Genomic DNA, 23,434 nt, shown 5'->3' on the forward strand with positions numbered 1-23,434 from the left:
CTACACTTTCTCGCGCGTATTTTTACCGAAAATACCCGCTGGACGTAATATTAGAATTAAAATCAGGATGACAAATGCGGCTGCATCTCGCCATAATGAATATCCAAGTGCCGAAACAACTGTTTCAACAACCCCTAGTACAAGACCGCCTACCATTGCCCCCGGAATAATGCCAATACCACCTAACACAGCGGCAATGAATGCTTTAATACCAGGCATAATCCCCATTAACGGATCAATACGTGTATAGTAAATACCAAAAATTACGCCTGCAGCTCCTGCCAGTGCGGAACCAATTGCAAATGTGGCTGAAATCGTATTATCTACGTTAATGCCCATTAAACGAGCTGCATCTGCATCATGGGATACGGCGCGCATTGCTTTACCGATCTTTGTTTTATGAACAATGAATTGTAATAAGATCATTAAGAAAATCGAAACAGATAAGATGAATATCGCCAGTGTACTGATTTGTGCACCGAAAATTTCAATATTTTTCGTTGCAAATACAGACGGATACGCCTCTGGTGACGGACCTCTAAAGAAAATTACCGTATATTCAATTAACAGTGAGACACCGATTGCCGTAATAAGGGCTGCGATTCGCGTTGCATTACGCAGTCGCTTATAGGCGACACGCTCGATTATTACTCCAATAACGGCACATAATATCATCGCGATAATAAGGGCTAAAAAGACATTCATTTCCCAACGTGCAATGGCATAAAAGCCGATAAAAGCACCAAGCATGAAAACATCACCATGGGCAAAGTTGATGAGCTTAATAATTCCGTATACCATCGTATAGCCTAGTGCGATTAGTGCATAAATACTACCTAGCGAAATACCATTCACTAATTGTTGGATCCATTCCATACAGTTCACTCCTTTTTTCTCTATTAATGTATGAAAAAAAAAGGGAGGCTAGTTCCGCCCCCCTTACTCGTAAAAAATTAAGGATTAACTTTAGAGTTGAACTGTTGTTTGCCGTCTACGAATTCTAGAACTGTTGCAGATTTTACTGGGTTGTGGTTTTCGTCAACTGTGAAAGTACCTGTTACTAAGCTTAAATCTTTCGTTGATGCAAGCTGCTTTTGAATTGCTTCGCCTGTAATGTCTCCATCTACACGCTTAATCGCATCAACGATAAAGTAAATCGAATCATAACCTAATGCATGGAAAGCATTCGGTGATTTGCTGTACTCATCATTAAATGCTGTAACGAAGTCCTGAATTTTTGAATCCGGATCTTCAGATGAGTAGTGGTTAGTAATAAAGGTATTATTTAACGCATCAGCACCCGCTAATTCAATTAGTGTTGGCGAATCCCAACCATCAGCACCCATAAGCGGTACGGTAATACCTAATTCCCGTGCTTGTTTTACGATAATCCCTACTTCTTCATAGTAGCCAGGGATGAAAATGAAATCAGGATTTTTCCCTTTAATATTAGTTAATTGAGATTTAAAGTCTACGTCCTTTGCAACATACGCCTCTTCTGCGACTACCGAACCGCCATTTGCAGAAATAGTTTCCTTAAATGATGCGGCTAAACCTTTCGCGTAATCTGAAGCATTATCCGCGAAAATTGCCACATTTTTAGCTTGTAGTTCATTTGTCGCAAAGTTTGCTGCTACCGTCCCTTGGAATGGGTCGATGAAACAAGTACGGAATGCATATTCATTTACTGTTCCGTCATCGTTTACTGTTACATTTGGTGCAGTACCTGACCCTGTCACCATCGGAACTTTATGCTGACTTGCGATTTGTACTGTTGCAACGGAGTTCCCTGAAGTAGCCGGCGCTAACATTGCCACTACTTTTTCTTGTTCTGCTAATTTCATGGCAGCAGAAGTTGCTTCCGCTGTTTCTGATTTATTGTCGACTGGAATGTACTCCAGTTTTTTTCCATCTATACCGCCTGCTGCATTAATTTCTTCAATCGCCAATTTTGCTCCATCATTAATCGATGATCCGTATGAAGCTACAGCACCTGATAATTCTAAGTTGGCTCCGATTTTAATCGTGTCGCCAGCTGCATTGCCGCCGTCTCCTGATCCAGAAGAACTAGAGTCATCTGTACCACAACCAGCTAACACCCCTGTTAATAAAGCTGTTGCCATGAATAATGAACCATACTTTTTTGTCTTTTTGTGATTTGTCATCATCATTTCCCCCTTAGTCATACTACAAATGTTAGATATTTCTGATAATTATAACCAATACCCTACATTCGCACAATCTAATTTTTCAATATTCAGAATAAATCCACGAGAATAATATAAACAATTATTCCAACTTCTGTATTGTAATCGAATACTAATTATTAGTCTAGTATGATTATTCTGTTAATTTTATGTATTCTAAATTTACAGTCTACTATTTTCTGATAATAAAAAAACGCCGTTTATTGTTTCGGAATACGAAAAACGACGATACGTTCATTTTCATTTTTTTCATGGCGTAATTTTATATCTAAATAGCAATGTAGTGACTGCTCTTGTTGCAGGAAATCCATATAGTCAGGGGATGGATAATATAAAATAATATCTACTATTCGCGGGTATAACGTGATGGAATCCATAACATGCTTTATAAACTCACGAAATACATGTACTGAAAAGGGGTTGAAGAAGAAAAAGACATTATCGTGCTTTTTAATTTCATATGTCTCGGCGATGATGTTCAAAAATTGAATCGGTGCTTGTTTCTTCTTTACCTTTTTTAAATATTGCTCTGCATTATGTTCCGCTTCTGTAAAAAACTTCTGATCCATTTCAATGCCAATAACGGGAATATGGAAGCGATGATATATATAAATAGGAACACGCCCTTTTCCGCAGCCGATATCCAGAAAATGTGCTTTAGGGGGTAGCTCGTAGGATTCGAATAATTGCTCCAGTCCGCTATAGGGTGTAGGTTCATAGCGATGGTATTTTGCTAATTTGGGAAAACCGTATTGATAGCCGGTTGTTTCGATATTTAGCATATGATCATATTGCTGCTCGTTCATTCATTCACCTCACTAACTAGTTTAAAAAAATATATTTCTATAACGTTAATCTAAATTGAAGCTATATTTAAGCTCATGTTCAAGCAGCCACTGTTTTCTCCATAAACCGCCTGCATACCCTGTAAGTTTACCATTTTTGCCGATAATCCGGTGGCATGGGACGATAATACTTATCACATTTTTGCTATTTGTCATTCCAACAGCGCGGACAGCTTTTTCATTTTCAATCTGTTGGGCAATTTCTTTATAGGAAGCGGTTTTGCCATAAGGAACTGTTGTTAATGCTTGCCATACCGTTGTTTGAAACATTGTTCCTTGCAATTTATAAAGTATCGAAAAATCTTTGCGTCGGCCTTTAAAATATTCATCCAGCTCTGTACTGCAGTCCAATAAAAGCTGAGGGGTATCATTAGCTGGGAAGTTTATAATTTCTTCTCGCTCTGCAAATAATACCGATGCTATAAAATGTTCAGTTCCTGCAATCTCAATAACGCCAATTGGTGAAGCATAATCTAATTTATACATTGTACTCCTCCTTCCCTTCTCCAAATTTACTATAGCGTAATTTCTTTATTAAAAAAAGAACCTTTAATCCGACAATGATTAAAGGTTCTTTCTATTAACAATTATGCTTTGTTTAAACCTAAAGCTTTCGTTGTTGTTTCATGTACTTCTTTAAGAAGTTCTGTATTTTCAACTAAGTTTTCACCGTAAGATGGAATCATTTCCTTAATCTTTGGTTCCCAAGCTTTCATCTCTTCTGGGAAGCATTGGTTGATTACTTTTAACATAACAGATACAGCTGTAGAAGCACCTGGAGATGCACCTAATAATGCTGCGATAGATCCGTCGTGTGCAGTTACAACTTCAGTACCGAATTGTAATGTCCCTTTACCAGCGTCTGTGTCTTTAATTACTTGTACACGCTGACCTGCAACACTAACTTCCCAGTCTTCTGACTTAGCAGTTGGAATGAATTGACGTAATTCCTCCATACGTGCTTCTTTTGAAAGAACTAATTGAGAAACTAAATATTTGCTCAACGACATTTCTTTCACACCACAAGCTAGTAAAGTTAATAAGTTATGTGGTTTAATCGATGCAAATAAGTCCATATTTGAACCTGTTTTTAAGAACTTCGGAGAGAAGCCTGCGAATGGTCCGAATAATAATGATTTTTTACCATCGATATAACGAGTGTCTAAGTGTGGTACCGACATCGGTGGCGCACCAACCGCTGCTTTACCATATACTTTTGCGTGGTGTTGATTCACTACTTCTTCATTGTTACACACTAAGAATAAACCAGAAATCGGGAATCCACCGATATGTTTTGATTCAGGGATACCAGATTTTTGGAGTAACTCAAGGCTACCACCACCAGCTCCAAGGAATACAAATTTCGCAATGTGGTATTCGACTTTACCGTTTTCTTTGTTATGAACTTTTACTTCCCAAGAACCATCTTTTAAACGTTTTACATCTAAAACATTATGGTTGTAGTTTACATCTACATCTTGCTTTTGTAAGTTCGTGATTAACGTACGAGTTAACGCCCCAAAGTTAACATCCGTACCAGAATCGATTTTTGTTGCAGCAATTGGTTCACTTGATTTACGTTCATTCATAATTAAAGGAATCCATTGTTTTAGTGTTTCAGGATCATCCGAGAATTCCATACCTTCGAATAATGGATTTGCTGTCATTGCTGCATGACGCTTTTTAAGATACTCAACATTGCTAGCACCTTGTACCATACTCATATGTGGTAATGGCATAATGAATTCTTCAGGTTTCTCGATTTGCTTTGTGTTAACTAAATGTGTCCAAAATTGTAGTGAATCTTGGAATTGTGTGTTAACGTTAATCGCTTTTGTAATATCAATTGTTCCGTCTTTTTTCTCGCTTGTGTAGTTAAGCTCACATAAAGCAGCATGCCCAGTTCCGGCATTATTTAATTCGTGAGAGCTCTCTTCACCCGCTTTAGCTAGGTTCTCAAATACTTTGATCTTCCAATCCGGTGCTAATTCTTTAAGCATTGTACCTAAAGTAGCACTCATAATTCCGGCACCAATTAAGATAACGTCTGATTTGATATGCTTGTTACTCATTTTTACCTTCCCTTACATATATATTAAGATTTTTAGAATAATGTAAGCGCTCTATTTTACTATCGACAACCCTTTATAGGAGACGATTCCATTGATTCTATATCATTTATTACCTTATTGTAGTGTAACACAATTGTGAAAAGATTAAAATATATACAAACCGAGACAATGCAAGCAAGTGAAAAGGTTGTCTTTTGCGAGAATAGGCTAAACATTTATGAGCATATTTTGTAGAAGCTTAAAATTATTCGTTTATGTTTTCTTTATTTTCTAACAACTTTTTTCTAACTATTTTGTCTATTTTACGTTATGCTACAATGAGAAGCTTATACTTTTCATTAAATGGAATTTCTATAAATATCAACTTGAAATATCGTCAATATTTTGTAAGAATAGTAGGCATCGCTCTGTGCATAAACTATATAATAAATACAGTTATCATAGGAAAAACATGACAAATGTAAATAGTTCATAATTTAAATTAAACTAAAATCTGAGTGAGATAAGGGGGATGTTTATGAAAATTTATACGGATAGTGGTTCTGACTTACCGAAATCATTTTTTGATAACGAAGAAGTACATCTTTTTCCGTTACGCGTGTTAGTGAAAGGTGTTGAGTATGATGACATTATTGGCATCACAACAGACCAGGTATACGCGGCAATTGCTGAAGGTGAGCAACTTAAAACATCACAAGTTTCATTAGAAGTATTTATCAACGCTTTTGAAGAATTAGCAAAATCCGGTGAAGAAGGAGTTTATATTGCCTTTTCATCTGAACTGTCTGGTACATGCCAAACAGCAATTTTAGCAAAAAATCAGGTATTAGAAAGTTATCCGAACTTGAAATTAGAAATTATTGATACGAAATGTGCTTCTTTCGGGCAAGGCTTAGTTGTGAAAGAAGCCGTACGTTTAAATAAATTTGGCATTGAGTTTAATGAAGCCGTTGAAAAACTAACAACAATGGCTAATTCAATGGAACATCTATTTACAGTTGGCGATTTAAACCACTTAGCAAAAGGCGGTCGTGTATCAAAAGCGAGTGCTTTTATGGGTGGATTACTTAATATTAAGCCTATTTTAAATATGGATGATGGTAAGCTTGTACCAATAGAAAAAACACGTGGATTTAAAAAGGCTACCCAACGTATGATTGCCCTTATGAAAGAACGTGGAGGAGACTTTTCGAATAAAGTTGTCGGTATTTCCCACAGTAATGATGAGGAATTAATGCTAGAAATAAAAGCCGCAATTGCAGATTCATTACACCCGAAGGCAATTGAAACCACAACAATTGGTGCGGTGATCGGTGCACATGTCGGTCGAGGCACAATTGCTATTTTCTTTACGGGACAATAAGTATACATTGTAAAAGCTGCCTAGAAAATTACTTTCTAGACAGCTTTTTTTACTTAAATGAAAAAAAGCCCTGCAAGTGCAATACCGGTAATCGCTCCTAAAGCAATGCCATAACCAAATCCAGCCCCGCCAAAGCCCCAAAATCCAATACCATAACCATTTCTATCGGGCATAATCCATACTTGGCGATTATCGACTTGTGTAATTCTGCCTACATGCAGATTACCTTGATTATCTGTAATCCTTACCCGCTTCCCTTGATATTTGCAGCATAAATCATACGCCTCTTTTGGATGCATCTATTTCACTCCTTTCCTTACTTTTTTCTACTATATGTTCAAGCAATTCGCACATACGAGCGCTTCGTCTAATTCATACACTAAGAAAAAGGAGAAAATTATGCCCATTCTGGACACAAAATTATTGTTTGAAAAAACGGAGCATCGTGAGCTGGCAGCCTATCCAATCATCCAATCCATTTTCCCTCGATTTCCACCTGAGGCCGTTCAATTTGAACTTTTACAGCAGGGGCTGCTTCAACATGAGGAACTCCGCTTAACATTGGATGTTTGGCAAATATCAAAAAGACTTTTAGAGGAATTAATACTTTTATGGAACGGTCCGGATATACCTGTTGCCATTTTGCCAATAAAAAACGGATTTGTAAAAAATGGTGTTGCCTATCCTAATGGCATTTGTTTGTATGTATCCCCTCGCGTCACAATAAAAGAACTTCATGCACTGTTTACCCATGAATATCATCATATTTGCAGGCGCAGGTTTTTAATAGAACCCCCTACATTACTTGACTCATTGCTTATGGAGGGACTGGCCGAGCATGCGGTGGAAAGCTTATATGGAGAGTATGCATTAAGTTCATGGACGAAACGGTATTCCATGGAGGAAGTATTAAGTTATTGGGATACTCATTTCACCCAAGCATTGCATGTGTCAGGTTTGCATGAACATCAAGCCTTTTTATTCGGGGACTCGGCATTAAATTTACCCCCTTGGATTGGGTATTGTACCGGGTATCGATTAGTTGAAGCCTTTTTACAAAAGAAAGGTCCTTATGATGTAAAACAACTCCTCTCCATGCCTTCACTTTATTTATTAGAGGGTGCAGGATGGAAAAAGGGAGCAACCGAATAATTATTTACGGTTGCTCCCTTACATATTTATTTTTGAACGACTGGCTCCGGATAATCAAAGCCTTTCGTGTCAACTTCAACTGTTTTTATCTTTTGATCTTCCAGCGGTTTATCATTTTCCGCGCGTTCAGCAGCAACAATCTCATCGACTGTTTCCATTCCTTCAGTTACCTTGCCGAATGCTGCATAGTCACCATCCAAATGCGTTGCTTGCTCCGTCATTATAAAGAATTGTGAGCCCGCCGAATCCGGATCTTGGGAACGAGCCATCGAGATTACACCTCGCTCATGTGTTAACGTATTTTCAAATCCGTTTGAGGTAAATTCCCCTTTAATTGCATAATCAGGTCCACCCATACCTGTACCATCCGGGTCTCCACCTTGGATCATGAAACCGGGAATGACACGATGGAAAATTAATCCATCATAAAACCCATCTTCTACAAGGGAGATAAAATTGGCCACTGTATTAGGAGCTGTTTTTGGCTCTAGCTCAATAACGATCTTTTCATCATTTTCCATTGTGATCGTAACAATTGGATTTTCTGTAACTTCTTCAGCATAATTTACAGTGGTTTCCTGTTCTTTGTTTTCCGCCGTTTCCTTACCGCATGCAGCTAAAATGACGATTAGCACGGTAAATAAAACTATTTGATAATACTTCTTCATTCACATTCATCTCCTTTTTCCAACTTAATTCCATCATACTACGGATATATATATTAGAGCATCAATTGGGAGCAGCGTTTTCATTAAAAAACATCTAAAACTTTGCAGCTGCAAGGTTTTAGATGTTATATAAAATGCTTTTATTTAAATTCGACAGAAAAAACTATGGTTTTAAAATAAATTTAATACTTTGATCTTCATGGTCATGGAATTTCTTATATGCCTCACTAGCCTCAGACAGCGGCACTTTATGGGTAATGATTTCTGTTGGATCAATCTTCCCTTCAGCAACCATTTCATAAAGCATTGGACTATAATGAATAGCCGGTGCTTGTCCCGTTTTCACTGTTACATTGCGCTCGAAAATATTGCCTAATGGGAACATATTGTATTTTGAACCATATACACCTGTCAGCTGAATTGTACCAAATTTTCTGACAGCCTTAATTCCAACATCAATCGCACTCAATGTTCCACCTTGAAGCTTTAGTTTTTGCTGTGCCTTTTCTACAAGGGACATTTTACCATCCATACCTACACAGTCGATTACTACATCGGCACCTCCATGTGTAAGCTCATGAAGATGATTTCCTACATCATCGAAATCATCAAAGTTAAATATTTCTACATTGTTTGTACGTTTTGCATGTTCTAAACGATAGTTTAAAGGGTCTACTACCATTACACGCTTCGCACCTTTCATCCATGCGAATTTTTGTACCATTAAGCCGATGGGGCCAGAGCCTAATACAATAACCGTATCTCCCTTTTTAACTCCCGAATGTTCCACACTCCAATAGGCAGTCGGCAATACATCAGATATAAACAGCAATGCCTCATCTTCTAGTTCACAGTTGTCAGGTACTTTAAATGGTATGAAGTTCCCGTACGGTACACGCAAGTATTCTGCCTGTCCTCCCGGGAAGTTACCATAGCGCTCTGTATATCCAAAATAGGCACCCGAATCAATCGCCGGATTTTCGTTGGCATTGTCACATTGGCTTTCCAATTGATTTTGACAGTAAAAGCATTCTCCGCAAGCAACATTAAAAGGAATAACAACGCGGTCCCCTTTTTTAACTTTTGTCACATCAGGTCCGACTTCTTCCACGATTCCCATAGGTTCATGTCCAATAACAAAATCTTCTCGTGCCGGAACAGCCCCGCGATAAATATGGAGATCTGACCCGCAAATTGCCGTTGAGGTAATACGTACAATAATGTCATCTGGCTTTTCAATTTTTGCATCCGGAACTTCTTTTACTTCTACTTTTTTGGCACCTTGATATGTTACTGCTTTCAATAAGACCCCTCCTGTTGGATAAAGTATTAGAATTAAACTTCGGTAAAGTCATTCTGTAAGTTATATACCCTCCAGATAAGAAAATATACATAAAAACTGCCATTGTGTATTCTATTTACAGCTAAAAAAAACACTGATCCTTAAATAAAAGGCTCAGTGTTTTTATTTATGGCTGCTTAACATTATTACGTTCCAAATAGGCAGTATAGTTCGTCCCTTCTTTTAACGCTTTTTCCTCCAGTGGAATACGAATAGAAAGGATAATGAAATTTAAAATTGTGAAACAGATAGCTGTAAAATATGCCTGGAACATAAGTGGCAATACAGCAATCTCTAAACATACAACCAAATAGTTTGGGTGACGGATAAAAGAATACGGCCCCTTCGCTACTACATTTGCTCCTGGTAAAATAATAATTTTTGTATTCCAGAAAGATCCTAATGAAACTAGACACCATACTCTTAACATCTGCAACAATAAAAATAAAATGAGCCATATATAATGCGGCGCAAACTGTCCACTGAAAAATAAGACTTCAATAAGAAGGCTTACAAAAAAGCCAGTATGCAGTACAATCATGAATGGATAATGAGAGGCACCTACTTCATATGCTCCTTTAGCAAGCATTAATTTTTCATTTCTTTTTGCTATAACCAGCTCTACTAATCTTTGAATAATTACAAAAGCTAGTACAATATAAAAAATCAGCTTACTCCCTCCATTCCAATAATACGACTTCTCCGCTAAAACCTGGCCCTAGAGCAACTAATAAACCTAAAGTATCCGCTCTTTTTTCATTTAACATAAATTGCTCCAAAACATACAGAACTGTAGGAGAAGACATGTTTCCATTTTTTTGAAGTATTTCACGTGAAACATCTGTATGTTCCGTTGTTAAATTCAGTGTTTCCTCGTATGCTTGCAATACTTTTTTTCCACCAGGATGTGCTACAAAGTTTACAATTTGTTCAGGTAAAACATCGTACTTATTTAAAAACTCATGGATAAATGGTCCAAGCCACTTTGAAATAATGACCGGTATGCTTTTTGAAAATACTACATGCAAACCGCTATTTTTTACATCCCAGCCCATTACATCTTCAGAATCCGGCATCCACTTTGAGCCACTTCCCTTAATATAGGGGATTGGTACATTTTGCTCTAGCTCAACATCATCGCCGCACACGAGGGCACAAGCCGCTCCATCAGCAAATAATGAAGTACCTACGAGATTACTTTTAGAATAATCATCTTTTTGGAATGTAAGGCTGCATAGTTCCACACAAACGACAAGTACCTTTGCCTTTGGGTGCGCTTTGCAATAGTCAGAAGCCCTACTAATACCTGCCGCTCCCCCTGCACAGCCTAGCCCCCATAACGGGATTCTGACTAGTTCATTTGAAAAAGGTAGAATATTCATAACACGTGCATCAATACTTGGTGTTGAAATGCCTGTACTACTAATAAAAATAATAGCATCTATATCTTCAGTAGAGATGTCCTGTTGTAAAAAGGTACGATTTGTTAAACATTTTTGAATGACTTCAACACTATACTCAGTAGCCAGTTTTATATAAAGTTCATTGCGTTCTTCAAATGTATGATCTTCACGATACCAGTCAGGTGAAACACATAAATTTCTTGTTTTTATTTCACCATTCTCAAAAACTTTTAATAACCGTTCTAACTTTGGAATTTTATGTTGGAAAAGCTCTTTCGTCAATTGCTCAATATTCGACTGAGCTAATGAAAAAGGCGGTGTATGCGTACTTACTGAAGCGATTTTTGGAATAGTAATTTCTCCTTATATGAGTTATTTTCTTTCAATGTATTGATAAAACCAAAAAAATATACAGAAATAGATGGAATATTTATGTTATTTTTCATGAATAATAGCACTATCCATTAACAGGACGGTGCTATTATCTTTTTTATTAATTTTTAGATGCAATTGTTGAAGAACGACTACCAGCCTCTTCGTTTTGAACAACCACAGTCACCATGTGGTCTAAACGGTGTTCCACACATTGTATTAGTTTCGAAACACTCATTCACAACAGATTGTGTATGAGGGAAATAGTGTTGGTTGTTAATATAATGTTGGTTGACCGTTGTTAAATGTGATGGATGAACGTGTGGCACCACCGTGTTCGATATATTTCTTTGAACATATTGTCTCGTTGGCGATACTTGCGGTGATGCATACTGAGTTGGTCCTGTTTGCGTTGGTAATTGCTGTGCATTATTGAAAAACGATTGACCTCTTTCATCATTAAAAGAATTAAACCAGTTTCTATTAACCAATTTTATCCTCCTTCCTTCATCTTGATGTATCTTTACTAACGTATGAAAGGAATTCGGAATAACCTATTTACTTGCCTATTGTTTAGAAACAAATTTTAAAGAATAGGCTGTAATCTGCAAAAATAGTGAAGTAAAGTCAAAAAATATTTGTCTAGTAAAAACCTATTGAATCTTTTGTGATAATGGCGTGTAAAGTTTTTCCCATATTTCTTTTACACCGGCTGATGCGTGCCCTTTTGCATAATGAATATGGTCATTTTGCGATATTGCTAATATGGCGTCACATGCGTTTCCAACTGCAATTGCAGGATAGCCGAGATTGAAAAGACTGAGATCATTTTCCGAATCCCCCGCTACAACTACCTCGCCATCATAGTTACACTTATTAAGTACATATTTCAGAGCAGCACCTTTATTAATATTTGCAGGGAGAATATCTACATCTCTTTCACTGCTAAAAATAAGATCAACTGCTAAATTATGCTGCTTGATCGCTTTCTTAAGTATTTGAACCTGCAGTTCACTCGCAAAATAGGCCAATCGCCAAGGAGTATCAATTGGCTGTCTGGCGATGTCAATGGATTTTGCAATCGTATTAACCTGTTCAAAGTCTTCCTGCTTAATATTGCTCGCCCATTCCTTATCAAGCTCATATGAAGGACCAAGGTAGATCGAAGCTCCAACGTCACATATTAAAATGTCCGGCTTTGGCAGTTGTTCGCGTTCAATTAAATCAATCGCAGACTGCCTGTATCTTCCTGTAATGTATATAAGAGATGTGTTTTCAAGTGCCAGCGTTTCCCACAAATCGGTATGTGGAACCTTATCGCTAACAATCGTATTATCTAAATCTGTTGCTAAAACACGAGGTTTAAGGTAAGGAAATGTAAGCATTTTTTCGTTCATACAGCTCCTTTACTTTGCGGGAAATGAGAGACCAGTTAAATTCTTTCATTGCATATTGTTTTGCATTACGACGCATTTTTAATAGTTTAGGCGAGCTCTTTAAGAAATACGCCATGCTTTCGCTCAATTTTTGCACATTTGCTTTTGGTATATGAAGCCCAGTCACTCCGGATTTGACGACATCTTTTAGTCCGCCTACATGTGTCGCAATTACAGGACAGCCACAAGCCTGCGCTTCTGCAGCTACCATACCAAATGATTCATAATGTGAAGGCATAATGGTTGCTAAGGCACCACCGTAAAGGTTCTTTAACTGTTTTTCATTTTTGGGGCCGAGGAATAATACACGATCTTCCATTCCTTTAATTGCTTCTTTTAGCGGTTCGCTTTTTGGGCAATAGTTTTTAATATCAATTGATTCCGGACAGCCACCTGCAATAAGCAGTTTCACGTTATCCGGGACATCATACTTTTTCAGCATATGTCTGAATCCTTCTAAAAGATCAAAAATCCCTTTTGAAGTTTCTAAACGGCCGGCATAAAAATAGTATGGAAATGCAAACTGGTCCACTTCCTCAGGGGATGTCAGATACACTGGTGAAACTCCTACCGGCACAACAGATACTGCACTTTTTTTCTTTGTAAAAACTTCAATCTGTTGCTTTTCATTTGGAGTAGTCGCAATAACTACATCCGCTTGCTCCATAATTAGTTTTTCAAAGTGCTTACGCTTACTTTCTATAAAGCCTGTACCTTGCTCTTTTGCAATGGCAAGGGAGTGATTTGTATGGCACCAGTAAAATGAATATTCTTTTTGCAGATTATATGCAAGTACTCCTGATAACCAGTAATGGGTATGAACAACATCATAGCTGCTTATATCCAGTGTTTCGGTCATTTCTTCGTATAAACGAGGAAGTAAAGTAAACATCTGACGCTTATCAACAAAGCCTTTTTGACCACCTGCAAAGCGGTAAACTTTACTGCGCTCACCCAGCTGTTCAACTGCCGGCTTTTGTTCACTACTCCAATGGGTAACAATATCAACACTGTACCCAAGCCCATCAAGCTGCAGGGCTAAATGTTTTACATAATTGTTTTGTCCACCTGCTTGTTTACTTCCAAGTGGAATTAAAGGGTCGCCATGATCGGAAATAAATAATATCTTTCTCAAATGAAATCTCATCCTTTCGTTCTTAAGCAGCGAATCATAGCTGTAAAAATTTACTGCTGTCTTGCTGATTTTTAATGAAATGATGGTAACTTTTCATAAAATTACTCTTCATTAGCTAGGTAGAATTTATAACTTCTTATGCTGTCCTTTATTCTCAATTGATTTAAACACCCTCACACTACCTAGCAAATATTAGAAGAGAGATTAAGGGTGTTGGAATTTAATATTTTATCAATTAGGTTCAATTGATACGTACCCCACTCAGTAAAAATTAAACAAAATATTCTAAAAAATAGTAAAAACAAAACTTTATTAGTACACTATTTTTTCAAAATAGGTTAAAAGTACCTGCATTTGGTAATCTTTATAAGCCAGCACACTTTATTTAAATCACTTCAAGCGTGATCTCAATATTGCCTCTTGTTGCTTTTGAGTAAGGACATACTTCATGTGCTTTATGCACCAGTTCTTCTAATTGATCACGCTCTATATCTGTGCCTTTCACCTGAAGCACAACACCAAGCTTAAACCCCTGATCTTGTTCATCTTTCAATAAGCTGACATTAGCTGTTACTTCAGAAGTGAATTTAATACGGGCTTTACTTGCCGTTAATTGGAGAGCGCTATCAAAGCAAGCAGCATAACCTGAAGCAAATAATTGTTCCGGGTTTGTTGCATTTTCAAGTTTTTTCGCTCGCGGTGTTCCTGGCATTGCTGTTTCAAATTGAATTACCCCATCATCCGACTGTACTTTCCCTTCACGTCCTCCTGAAGCAGTTGCAATAGCAGTAAATAATTTTTCAGACATTCCACTTCCACACCTTTCATTTTTAAATACAACTTATCCTTACCCGTTTTTTTCTTTTTCCAAAAGTGTTTTTGTTAATTAATTGTTAAATTCATGATGAAGTAGCAATAAATTATTCAGCAAAAAATTTTTATAGGTCGATATAATCGCCAAAATGCGTGATGAGGGCTTGTATTTCTTTATTGGATTTATACAGTCCAATACTTTTTTACTATTTCTCTATACTATTTTTTCCCCAAACAAATTGGATGCAAGTGTTGTTAATCAAGCGATTGCTTATGTTTTGAATTGATAATCGGGGGTATCAACTTACAAGTATTCGTTGGGAGGGGATAGTAATATGTTTGGCATATCCGATCTCATTTCACTTGTCATTTCTGCATTTATTATCCTGCCTGCTGTTGTATTTATTCGGGAGATGGGATACGTAATAGTCAGTTGGCTTTTCGGAGTAATTAAACCAAGAGTAACGATCGGATCCGGGCGTAGAGTTTTTAAGTTTGGTATGTTCGATATCCGCAGTTGCTATCATTTTTATAGCTGGTTTTCGTATGACAAATTAAAACATGAAAATAAGTTTGCCTATATTAGCATTTATTCGGGACCTATTTTAATCAATCTTGTATTCGGTCTTACGATTAATTTTCTAATTGCTAATGGGGTGATTGAAGAATATAAAACATTTTGGGATCGCTTTGTTTTTTATGCATTTTATTATGTATTATTCGATGCAGTTCCAATGACCACATTTAACGGAAAACCAAATAACGGGATGATAATTTATAAGATGATTCGTTATGGAAAGCGGATCGACTCATCTAAGGAACACATTCTCCCCTCAACATCGGAAGTGGAGAAAGAATACCAGGAATACATGAAAGAAATTGACGAAAATGAAAAGAAGGTAAATAAGGAAAATCATTACTAAATCAATCAGCTTGTAATTGCCGAACCAAAATGTTAAATGATATAACCTGTTTGCAATATGAAAAGTAACTTTCAATAAAAAAGAACCAAGGCTTATGCCTTAGTTCTTTAATTCAATGTACAAAATAGATGTCAAATATAAATTAGTTCCAGGCAGTTCGTTCACTTTCAGCCTCGTTCATGCCTGTTTTATTTCTTTTAGCAGGAACATTGCTTTCTTTTGCTGGAGCTGCATTAAAAATAAAATCAAGTTCTGATACAAACTCTTCTTGCTTGGAGTTTTTACGATTTTGATTTACTTCTAGCTTATTCGCACTTTGCTTACGACTTGCTTTTGCATAGTTGCGTTTAAAATCCATATTTGACATAGCCATCCTCCATTGATTTTTATTTGAAAAGTATAAAAATCTTTTCCCCTTTATACTTTTCATTTTAAAGTTTAACCACTCTTACTTCCTTTTATTAAAAATATATACAATCTCCTTTCCCAAATTAGTGAATTAGTTCCCACCTTTTTTTATCTCTCGTATGAAAGTTCTACTATTTTACCAAATTACTAGGAAGATAGATTTACCCTATATTTACCATACTGATACTATTTATCAATCTTTTGGAAAATACAGAAATTTCGATATTCGGATAAATTCAATTGTGATAAATTGGTAATACCGCATTAAACAGAATAGTGCGAAAATTTAATACAAAGGGGAAATGAGGATTGAAAAAGTTTAAATTTACGAGATTCTTTAGCAGTATTCTAGCTTTCGTTATGGTGCTCTCTTTATTAGTTCCATTCTCGAATGCAAGTGCTGAGGAATTAAAACCATTCAAGCAGGATGGACAGAGTGAAAGTACCCTCCAGCTAAAAGCGGCGATTGCTGAACAGCTAAGCTTGTCTAAAGATGGTCCAACTCTTCATGAAAGCCTGCAAAATATTTCAGGCAATCAAGAGGTTGCAGTTATCGTTCATTTATCTGAAAAACCGGTAGCTTTAGAGCAAGGAATCAGCCAAATTAAAGGCAAAAAATTTTCTAATGCCCGCGCAAATGAAGTTCGCGCAAATGTAAAAGCACAACAGGCAAAAGTAAAAAAAGAGTTAACTGCCAAACAGGTGCAAATGACTCAAGGATACACTTTTGATACGGTACTAAACGGGTTTGCAGCAACAATTAAAGCAAATGACATTCCAAAACTGCTATCAGTAGAAGGAATCACTTTAATTGAACCGGATGCAACGGTATACGCATCAGAAGAAATTACAACAAAATCGAAATCATCAGAACTTATTAAAGATGAGCAATTGGAAGCACAAATGAATACAAGTATTTCTTTCCTTGGTATTGAAAATCTTTGGAATGAAGGAATTGAAGGACAAGGGATAAAAGTGGCAGTACTTGATACAGGTATTGATGCAGACCACCCTGAATTTGCTGATATTTATAAAGGCGGGAAGAACTTTATTCCTAACTCTTCAACTTACGCTAAACCACGTGCAGATGACGATGCATCGGAAACATTACCTTCAGAGCGCCCAGCAGGTACTCCTGAATTCAATGCAAACGGAAGCTCGTTCTATACTTCTCATGGAACGCATGTTGCCGGGACAATAGCGGCAATTGGCGCTAACGAATTCGGCATTAAAGGAATTGCTCCAAAAGTAGACCTTTATGCTTACCGCGTTCTTGGAGCATACGGAAGCGGTGCGACATCAGGTATTGTTAAAGCAATTGAAACAGCTGTTATAGAAGAAATGGATGTTATTAACCTTTCACTTGGTGGTGGTGCTAACACTGAAACGGATGCAGGATCATTTGCGATCAATAACGCAATGATGGCTGGAACAATCGGTGTTGTTGCAACAGGAAATTCAGGTCCAAACCGTGGAACAATGGGCACACCTGCAACTGCCCGCTTAGGGATTGCAGTCGGTAACACAACAAATCCGGAAACAATGTATAACGGAGAGGTTAATATTACAGTTGGCGACTATAACTTTACAAAACAGCTTCCATTAATGGGAACAACTTTTGGTAAAAACTTAGCAGCTCAGCTTCAAGGTGAGTTTGATCTAGTTGCGATTCCTGGAAACGGGGAAGTGAAAGATTATGAAGGAATTGATGTTGAAGGTAAAGTGGCATTAATTTCGCGCGGAAGTATTGCATTTGTTGATAAAATTGCAAATGCTAAAGCAAACGGTGCAGTCGCTACAATTATCCATAACTTTACCGGTGGAACGAATGCACCGGACATTTCAGGCACATTCCTTGGTGACTCTTTTGAGTTCCTGCCAACATTCGATATGTCAGTAACAGACGGTAATGCAATTCGCACTGCATTGACAGGTGGAACAGGGAAAGTAAGCTTCGGCAAGTTTGCTTCAACTACGACAACTGGAGATGATGTAAACTCTTCCAGTTCACGTGGACCTTCTACACCAAACTTCGATATTAAACCAGATGTCACGGCACCAGGGACAAATATTATGTCAACGATTCCTATGTATAAAGTGGACTTCCCTGAAGCAGTTTACAACGAAGCGTATGCTCGTAAAACAGGAACTTCTATGGCAACACCGCATATTGCAGGTATTGCAGCATTAGTAAAACAAGCAAATCCAGATTGGGATGCTTTCGATGTAAAAGTTGCCCTTTCGAATACAGCAAAAGTGCTGGATACAGCAAAATATGATGTGTTCTCTCAAGGTGCGGGACGCGTAAATGCCTATGCAGCGGCTCACCCGGAAATTCTTGCGTATGCACTTGATACAGCAGTTTTAGATGCTACAGGTGCTGTTGTAGACAACAAAAAAGGGACGGTTACTTTTGGTCCTCAATCATTGAAAGACGGAAATATTTCTGTAACGAAACAAGTATTAGTAAAAGATATGAAAGGAAATGGCGGCAGTTACAACGTATCCGTTGATGTGACAAAAACATTTGGCGATGCAGCTGTTACAGTCGATCAGTCTACCTTTAATTTAGCTGGTGAGCAGCTGTTAAACATTACATTAACTGCTTCACAAGCTGTGGCACCAAATGGCTCTGAAATTTTAGGCTTTATCCATATAAACGGTGGATCTACAGAAGCTTCATTACCTTTCGCAGCTGACTTTGGCAGCGCGGCAGCTACTGAAATTAAAGATTTCAACATTACAGAAACAGACCTGTCCTTTAACGGTGATGGCATCAAAGATTCAGCGGTACTTTCATTTACCCTGACTGGTGATGTTACAACAAACTATATCGAGCTTTGGGACATTATGAATCCTGAAGGCGGAGAATATGGGGACGGTTATATCGGATATCTGCATGCAGGTTCTGCACTAGGAAAAGGATCTTATACGCTGAATGTTGGCGGGCAGTACAAACCTTGGGGCAGTGCACCTTCAACTACGATTCCGGATGGTCTATATACAATTGACTTTACTGGTATGGCAGCTACAGGAACAGTTTCTGATTATGTGGGACCGATTGTTGTAAAAACGACAAAACCGAAAATTGCAGGTTCAGAGGCTGAAGGTATTGTTTCAGGACAAGTAACAGATAAGTATATCGACTACAATGAAGAATTATATTTATACGGCTTAGATTACAATTTAAATGATAAATTAAAAGCTTCATATGTTGCGACTGTAAACGGCGAAGTACAAGCACCGGTTGCATTCGATTTAAATGAGAATGGTAGCTTTACATTCCCGGTAACAGCAGAAACAAATGCTGTAACAGTAGTCATTACAGATGCTGCCGGAAATGTCGGCGAAGCAGTAATTTTTGAAAAAGAATTAGTAGAACCAATTGTCACTCTTTCTGTAAGTCCAACAGAGCTTGATTTAACAGCTGGTGAAACAGCACAGCTTGCGGTAACGGAAACAACAACACCTGCTGAAGGCGATGCAACAGAAAAAGACGTAACTTCACAAGCTACGTATGGTGTGGCAGACGAAAATGTTGCTACAGTTGTAAACGGTTTAGTAACTGCAGTAGCGGAAGGCACAACGACAATTACTGTTAAACATGGTGAAAATGAAGCAACAGTAACTGTAACAGTTAAAGCTCCTGTAATAGAAGAGCCAGTTGTAACACTAGAAGTCGACCAAACTCAAGTTGAGACAAGCATCGGTAAAGAAGTTAAGGTTAAGATTACTGAAGTATCAACATTGAACGGTGAAACAACAGAAAAAGATGTTACAAACCTTGCAAACTACCAAGTTGAAAACGAGAAGATTGCTACTGTTAAAGCAGGCACTGTAAAAGGAAAAGGTCAAGGTACTACTTCTGTTACAGTAACATATGGTGAGCATACATTAACGTTTGACGTGACTGTTGTAAAGCCTGGTAACGGCAATGGCAACGGCAACGGCAATGGCAATGGCAATGGCAACGGCAACGGTAAAGGTCCTAAAAAGAACAATGAAGTTACCGAATTTGAAATTTAATTAAATTAAATGAGAGAAATTGAAATGCAACTTTGCATTTGCAATTTCTCTTTTTATATTTTGATAATTATTAGTGGTCAACAGTATTTTTCCCTTTTTTTCTTAAATTAGTATATTATTAATAGAATAACTTCTCAGAAAAGGAGATTAAAAGAATGAGGATTTTCAAACAACTATGGCCTGTATTTTTCCTAGTTTTATCTTTTGTACTTATTCCATTAACAATTGTTAATGCAACAGCTTTAACAGACAAAGTTACTAACGTGCCTGTTGATAAGGTATGGATGATTACATTTAATCATCCTGTTATAGAATCCAGCATTACACCAAATTCTATTTATATAGTGAATAGTGACAATGTCAAACAAACAGTCAAAATGGTGGTTGAAGACGATATTGTCAAAATCGAGCCCCCTGCTAAAGGCTACGAGTTCAATCAAACTTATACTTTAAAAATCGAAGCTGATGTATCTGGAAAAATAGGCAACAGGGCTGAAAAATTAAACCAGACTATCGCTAAATCGTTTACTACTGTAAATGGCTATGCTGTAGTCAATATTAAGATAGATGGTTCATCTTCACCAATTGCTTACTACCCTACTTTCGAAGAAGCGAATGCCAACTTACAAGAAAGCCAAGGAATCATGCTAGGTAACAAATATATAAAAATACCGTCAGGGGTTATAGCAACAAATTTGAAGGATGTCACTATTATTTACAAACAACCGACTTTTACTACAGCATTATATGAATATGCGGGTGTTAGTACGGATACTGAACTTTTATATGTTGATGCAACAGCTGAGTATGTAAAAGTAAATGCCGCAGGACAGGATATGTACGTAAAACACGGAGATGTCACTCTTATTCCTGCAGCCGCTGCAAAAGGGCAGTCATATTACATTGCAAATGAAAAGGGATTATGGCACCATATTTATCATCATCACCGTGGGAAGTATGACAGCGCCTATTTAGTCGGTAATAAACCCGCCTTTTTAAATGACGGCGTAAAGTATTATAGTACTGACGGAGTGAAGTTTTACAATGCAAACGGTACATTCGTCGGAGAAAGCTATGCCTACTTCCAATACGTTACGCCACGAGTACCGACTACTTACAGTGCAGAACAGTTAGATCAGTACATTGCAAGAGAACTCGAAGCAAAAGAACTATCAGGCAATGTACGTTATATAAACGCGTCCGCAAAAAGTCCGCTCCAAGGATTAGGTACTACACTAAAAACAATTGAAAAAGAGCAGCGAATCAATGCATTGTTTATTTTATCTCTCGCTATCCATGAAAGCGATTACGGTATGAGCTGTCACGCACAAAATTACAACAATTTATTCGGCTTAAATGTGACAGACAGCAATGATGAATGTTTGACAGAAACAGATGTGAATACCGAGTCTAATAAATATTTCCCATCAATTGAAAAAAATATTTCAGATTTCGTTAAACGATTAAATACGAGTTATTTAGATCCACTTAACATGCAAGACTATCGTTACAATGGGCTTGCACTTGGCAATAAAATGATTGGACTCAATGTACGCTACGCTTCCGATCCATACTGGGGAGCTAAAACAGCAGGTCATATGTATCGTATTGATCAAGCATTAGGCAGTCAAGATTACAAGGAATATAAAGTAGGCATTACGGCAAGTTCGCAAGTGAGCGTTCGATATGAACCTATTGTAAAAATAGGTGATGAAGAAAACAGAGCTTATCAGTATAAACTTCCCTGGACGATTAAACGTCTTGATATGATGCCAATTACGTTAGCAAATATGCCCTTAGAAAATAGTGACTGGTTACAAGTCATATCCGAGTTGCCATCTTACGGAAAAGACTTATACACAGTACGTGAAAATGTCCATATTATAACAACACATTAATAATAAAATTAAGCTAAGTTCATACTACATCCTTGATGGAAGATGAACTTAGCTTCTTTTTTTATCCTATTACTATTTCTTTTTTCTTATTAAACTCTTCGTTTTCCAAGTTCACTTTTTCAGGTTTAACAACGAATATACTAATTAAAGTAGCAAGCGTAAACAAAGCTGCAATTACGTATAATACCATGTCATAAGATTGGGTTTTTTCAAGAATAATGGCACTTAGCTGGTTGCCTGTCAATCCTGCAAACGCCCATGCAGATAAGGCTAAGCCATGCACAGTTGAGATACTGTCGATACCAAAGCGGTCTGATAACAGTGGCGGCAACGATGAGAATCCTCCCCCGTAACCTGCATTCACAATACAAAGTAAGGCAATGATAAGAATAGCCATGGAATTATTTATTCCATCAAATATAACGGTACATAAAATAATGACAATGGAAGAAATGAAAATAATTTTATAAATGGAGTTCCGATCTTTTAAACGGTCCCCCCAAGAAGAAAATGCAATTCGTCCGCCTGCATTAAAAATAGCTGTGAGCGAACTAACTAAACCAATCGCTCCAAATCCAATGAAAGATAAAATGCCTTTTTCCTGTGAAATTAACGCTAAGCCACATGTAATGTTAATATAGAACATCAGCCAAATACCGATAAATGTCTTATTCGTTAATACTTTTCTATAACTAAAGCTTTGCATTTGTAAACTTTCTTCTTCATATCCAGCCGGTTTCTTTAAAATTAAGTGTCCGACAACCATCATTACTAAATAGATTGCTGCCAAAATATAAAACATAGTATAGATATTTGTCGGATTCACTAAAATACCTTCACTATTGCGATCACCAAGTAACTTTTCCATTAATGGACTTGCAATAACTTTTGCTAAGCCAAATCCTGCAACAGCAAGACCCGTTGCTAATCCCTTTTGTTCTTTAAACCAAAGCAGCAGTGTTTTTACAGGTGTTAAATAGCCGATTCCAAGCCCAATCCCCATAACAACCCCATATGAAATATAAATTCCGATTAAGGATTTTTGATAAATAAAGAATCCTGTTGCTGCCATCCCTACAACAAAAAATATGGCCGCAAGCAAGGATGACTTATGAATATCTTTTTCAACAAATTTCCCGCCAAAAGCAGCAGACATACCAAGAACAAAAATAGCTATACTGAATGCCCATTCCACTTCACTGACAGGTTTTCCGATGTAAGAGGCAATATCACCCTTAAATAATGACCAGCAATAAACTGTACCAATACTACAGTGAATCAATAAAGCCGGAATGACAGCACGCATCCACTTGTTTTCAAACTTCCCCACATTAAAACTCCTCATTATTCATTTAACCAAAAACACGAACT

Annotated in this window: 21 protein-coding genes; 5 read left to right on the forward strand and 16 right to left on the reverse strand. The window is 37.3% G+C overall.

Annotation, left to right across the window (positions count from 1 at the left end):
- The 5 genes from MHB58_RS19880 to mqo all read right to left on the reverse strand — a co-directional run bounded on the left by MHB58_RS19880 (window position 1) and on the right by mqo (window position 5,124).
- A complete protein-coding gene (locus MHB58_RS19880) occupies window positions 1–876 on the reverse strand; it encodes a branched-chain amino acid ABC transporter permease (protein WP_008407046.1) in 876 nt (291 codons plus the stop codon).
- A gap of 77 nt (window positions 877–953) precedes the next feature.
- Entirely contained in the window at window positions 954–2,165 is a 1,212-nt protein-coding gene (locus MHB58_RS19885; protein WP_014822389.1) for an ABC transporter substrate-binding protein, read from the reverse strand.
- 242 nt (window positions 2,166–2,407) lie between these two features.
- Window positions 2,408–3,013, reverse strand: coding sequence for a class I SAM-dependent methyltransferase (locus MHB58_RS19890; protein ID WP_014822388.1), 606 nt, complete (start codon window positions 3,011–3,013; stop codon window positions 2,408–2,410).
- Between the two features lie 45 nt (window positions 3,014–3,058).
- Window positions 3,059–3,538, reverse strand: a complete 480-nt coding sequence (locus MHB58_RS19895; protein ID WP_014822387.1) for a methylated-DNA--[protein]-cysteine S-methyltransferase — start codon at window positions 3,536–3,538, stop codon at window positions 3,059–3,061.
- A 101-nt stretch (window positions 3,539–3,639) separates the two neighbouring features.
- A complete protein-coding gene (gene mqo, locus MHB58_RS19900; protein WP_014822386.1) occupies window positions 3,640–5,124 on the reverse strand; it encodes a malate dehydrogenase (quinone) in 1,485 nt (494 codons plus the stop codon).
- 517 nt (window positions 5,125–5,641) lie between these two features.
- Between mqo and MHB58_RS19905 the strand changes: the two genes are divergently transcribed.
- Window positions 5,642–6,487, forward strand: a complete 846-nt coding sequence (locus MHB58_RS19905; protein WP_065217689.1) for a DegV family protein — start codon at window positions 5,642–5,644, stop codon at window positions 6,485–6,487.
- 53 nt (window positions 6,488–6,540) lie between these two features.
- Here MHB58_RS19905 and MHB58_RS19910 read toward each other — a convergent pair whose 3' ends face one another.
- The gene (locus MHB58_RS19910; RefSeq protein WP_014822384.1) at window positions 6,541–6,786 is read right to left on the reverse strand and encodes a hypothetical protein; all 246 of its coding nucleotides are present in this window, start codon (window positions 6,784–6,786) and stop codon (window positions 6,541–6,543) included.
- 100 nt (window positions 6,787–6,886) lie between these two features.
- Here MHB58_RS19910 and MHB58_RS19915 point away from each other — a divergent pair, with 100 nt between their 5' ends.
- On the forward strand, window positions 6,887–7,639 hold the full coding sequence (locus tag MHB58_RS19915; RefSeq protein WP_340735862.1) for a DUF2268 domain-containing protein: 753 nt from the start codon (window positions 6,887–6,889) through the stop codon (window positions 7,637–7,639).
- Between the two features lie 26 nt (window positions 7,640–7,665).
- Here MHB58_RS19915 and MHB58_RS19920 read toward each other — a convergent pair whose 3' ends face one another.
- The 8 genes from MHB58_RS19920 to MHB58_RS19955 form a co-directional block, all read right to left on the reverse strand.
- The gene (locus tag MHB58_RS19920; protein WP_014822382.1) at window positions 7,666–8,307 is read right to left on the reverse strand and encodes a peptidylprolyl isomerase; all 642 of its coding nucleotides are present in this window, start codon (window positions 8,305–8,307) and stop codon (window positions 7,666–7,668) included.
- A 163-nt stretch (window positions 8,308–8,470) separates the two neighbouring features.
- Window positions 8,471–9,610, reverse strand: a complete 1,140-nt coding sequence (locus MHB58_RS19925) for a zinc-dependent alcohol dehydrogenase (RefSeq protein ID WP_008407061.1) — start codon at window positions 9,608–9,610, stop codon at window positions 8,471–8,473.
- A gap of 166 nt (window positions 9,611–9,776) precedes the next feature.
- Window positions 9,777–10,319: an isoprenylcysteine carboxyl methyltransferase family protein gene (locus tag MHB58_RS19930; protein ID WP_445683162.1), complete on the reverse strand. Its 543-nt coding sequence runs from the start codon at window positions 10,317–10,319 to the stop codon at window positions 9,777–9,779.
- 1 nt (window position 10,320) lies between these two features.
- Window positions 10,321–11,403: a type III polyketide synthase gene (locus MHB58_RS19935; protein ID WP_041865669.1), complete on the reverse strand. Its 1,083-nt coding sequence runs from the start codon at window positions 11,401–11,403 to the stop codon at window positions 10,321–10,323.
- A 173-nt stretch (window positions 11,404–11,576) separates the two neighbouring features.
- The gene (locus tag MHB58_RS19940) at window positions 11,577–11,915 is read right to left on the reverse strand and encodes a CotD family spore coat protein (RefSeq protein WP_008407064.1); all 339 of its coding nucleotides are present in this window, start codon (window positions 11,913–11,915) and stop codon (window positions 11,577–11,579) included.
- Between the two features lie 162 nt (window positions 11,916–12,077).
- Window positions 12,078–12,821, reverse strand: a complete 744-nt coding sequence (locus MHB58_RS19945) for an HAD-IIB family hydrolase (protein ID WP_340735864.1) — start codon at window positions 12,819–12,821, stop codon at window positions 12,078–12,080.
- Complete coding sequence (locus tag MHB58_RS19950) at window positions 12,787–13,995, reverse strand: glycosyltransferase (RefSeq protein WP_340735865.1); 1,209 nt, start codon at window positions 13,993–13,995, stop codon at window positions 12,787–12,789. The genes MHB58_RS19945 and MHB58_RS19950 overlap by 35 nt, the downstream gene beginning before the upstream one ends.
- Before the next feature lie 385 nt (window positions 13,996–14,380).
- Complete coding sequence (locus MHB58_RS19955) at window positions 14,381–14,803, reverse strand: organic hydroperoxide resistance protein (RefSeq protein WP_340735866.1); 423 nt, start codon at window positions 14,801–14,803, stop codon at window positions 14,381–14,383.
- A gap of 340 nt (window positions 14,804–15,143) precedes the next feature.
- Between MHB58_RS19955 and MHB58_RS19960 the strand changes: the two genes are divergently transcribed.
- Complete coding sequence (locus MHB58_RS19960) at window positions 15,144–15,731, forward strand: hypothetical protein (protein WP_014822377.1); 588 nt, start codon at window positions 15,144–15,146, stop codon at window positions 15,729–15,731.
- Window positions 15,732–15,873: 142 nt separating this feature from the next.
- On the opposite strand, the gene MHB58_RS19965 is transcribed toward MHB58_RS19960, so the two are convergent.
- Window positions 15,874–16,098, reverse strand: a complete 225-nt coding sequence (locus MHB58_RS19965) for a hypothetical protein (protein ID WP_065217695.1) — start codon at window positions 16,096–16,098, stop codon at window positions 15,874–15,876.
- A 350-nt stretch (window positions 16,099–16,448) separates the two neighbouring features.
- Between MHB58_RS19965 and MHB58_RS19970 the strand changes: the two genes are divergently transcribed.
- Both MHB58_RS19970 and MHB58_RS19975 read left to right on the forward strand, forming a co-directional pair.
- A complete protein-coding gene (locus tag MHB58_RS19970) occupies window positions 16,449–20,165 on the forward strand; it encodes a S8 family serine peptidase (protein ID WP_340735867.1) in 3,717 nt (1,238 codons plus the stop codon).
- A 155-nt stretch (window positions 20,166–20,320) separates the two neighbouring features.
- Window positions 20,321–22,063 carry a glucosaminidase domain-containing protein gene (locus tag MHB58_RS19975; RefSeq protein ID WP_340735868.1) on the forward strand — a complete coding sequence of 581 codons (1,743 nt, stop codon included), beginning with the start codon at window positions 20,321–20,323 and terminating at the stop codon, window positions 22,061–22,063.
- A gap of 61 nt (window positions 22,064–22,124) precedes the next feature.
- On the opposite strand, the gene MHB58_RS19980 is transcribed toward MHB58_RS19975, so the two are convergent.
- A complete protein-coding gene (locus MHB58_RS19980; protein ID WP_340735869.1) occupies window positions 22,125–23,393 on the reverse strand; it encodes an OFA family MFS transporter in 1,269 nt (422 codons plus the stop codon).
- Window positions 23,394–23,434: the final 41 nt, after the last annotated feature.

It is taken from the genome of Solibacillus sp. FSL K6-1554 (assembly GCF_038005185.1).
Lineage (GTDB): Bacteria > Bacillota > Bacilli > Bacillales_A > Planococcaceae > Solibacillus > Solibacillus silvestris.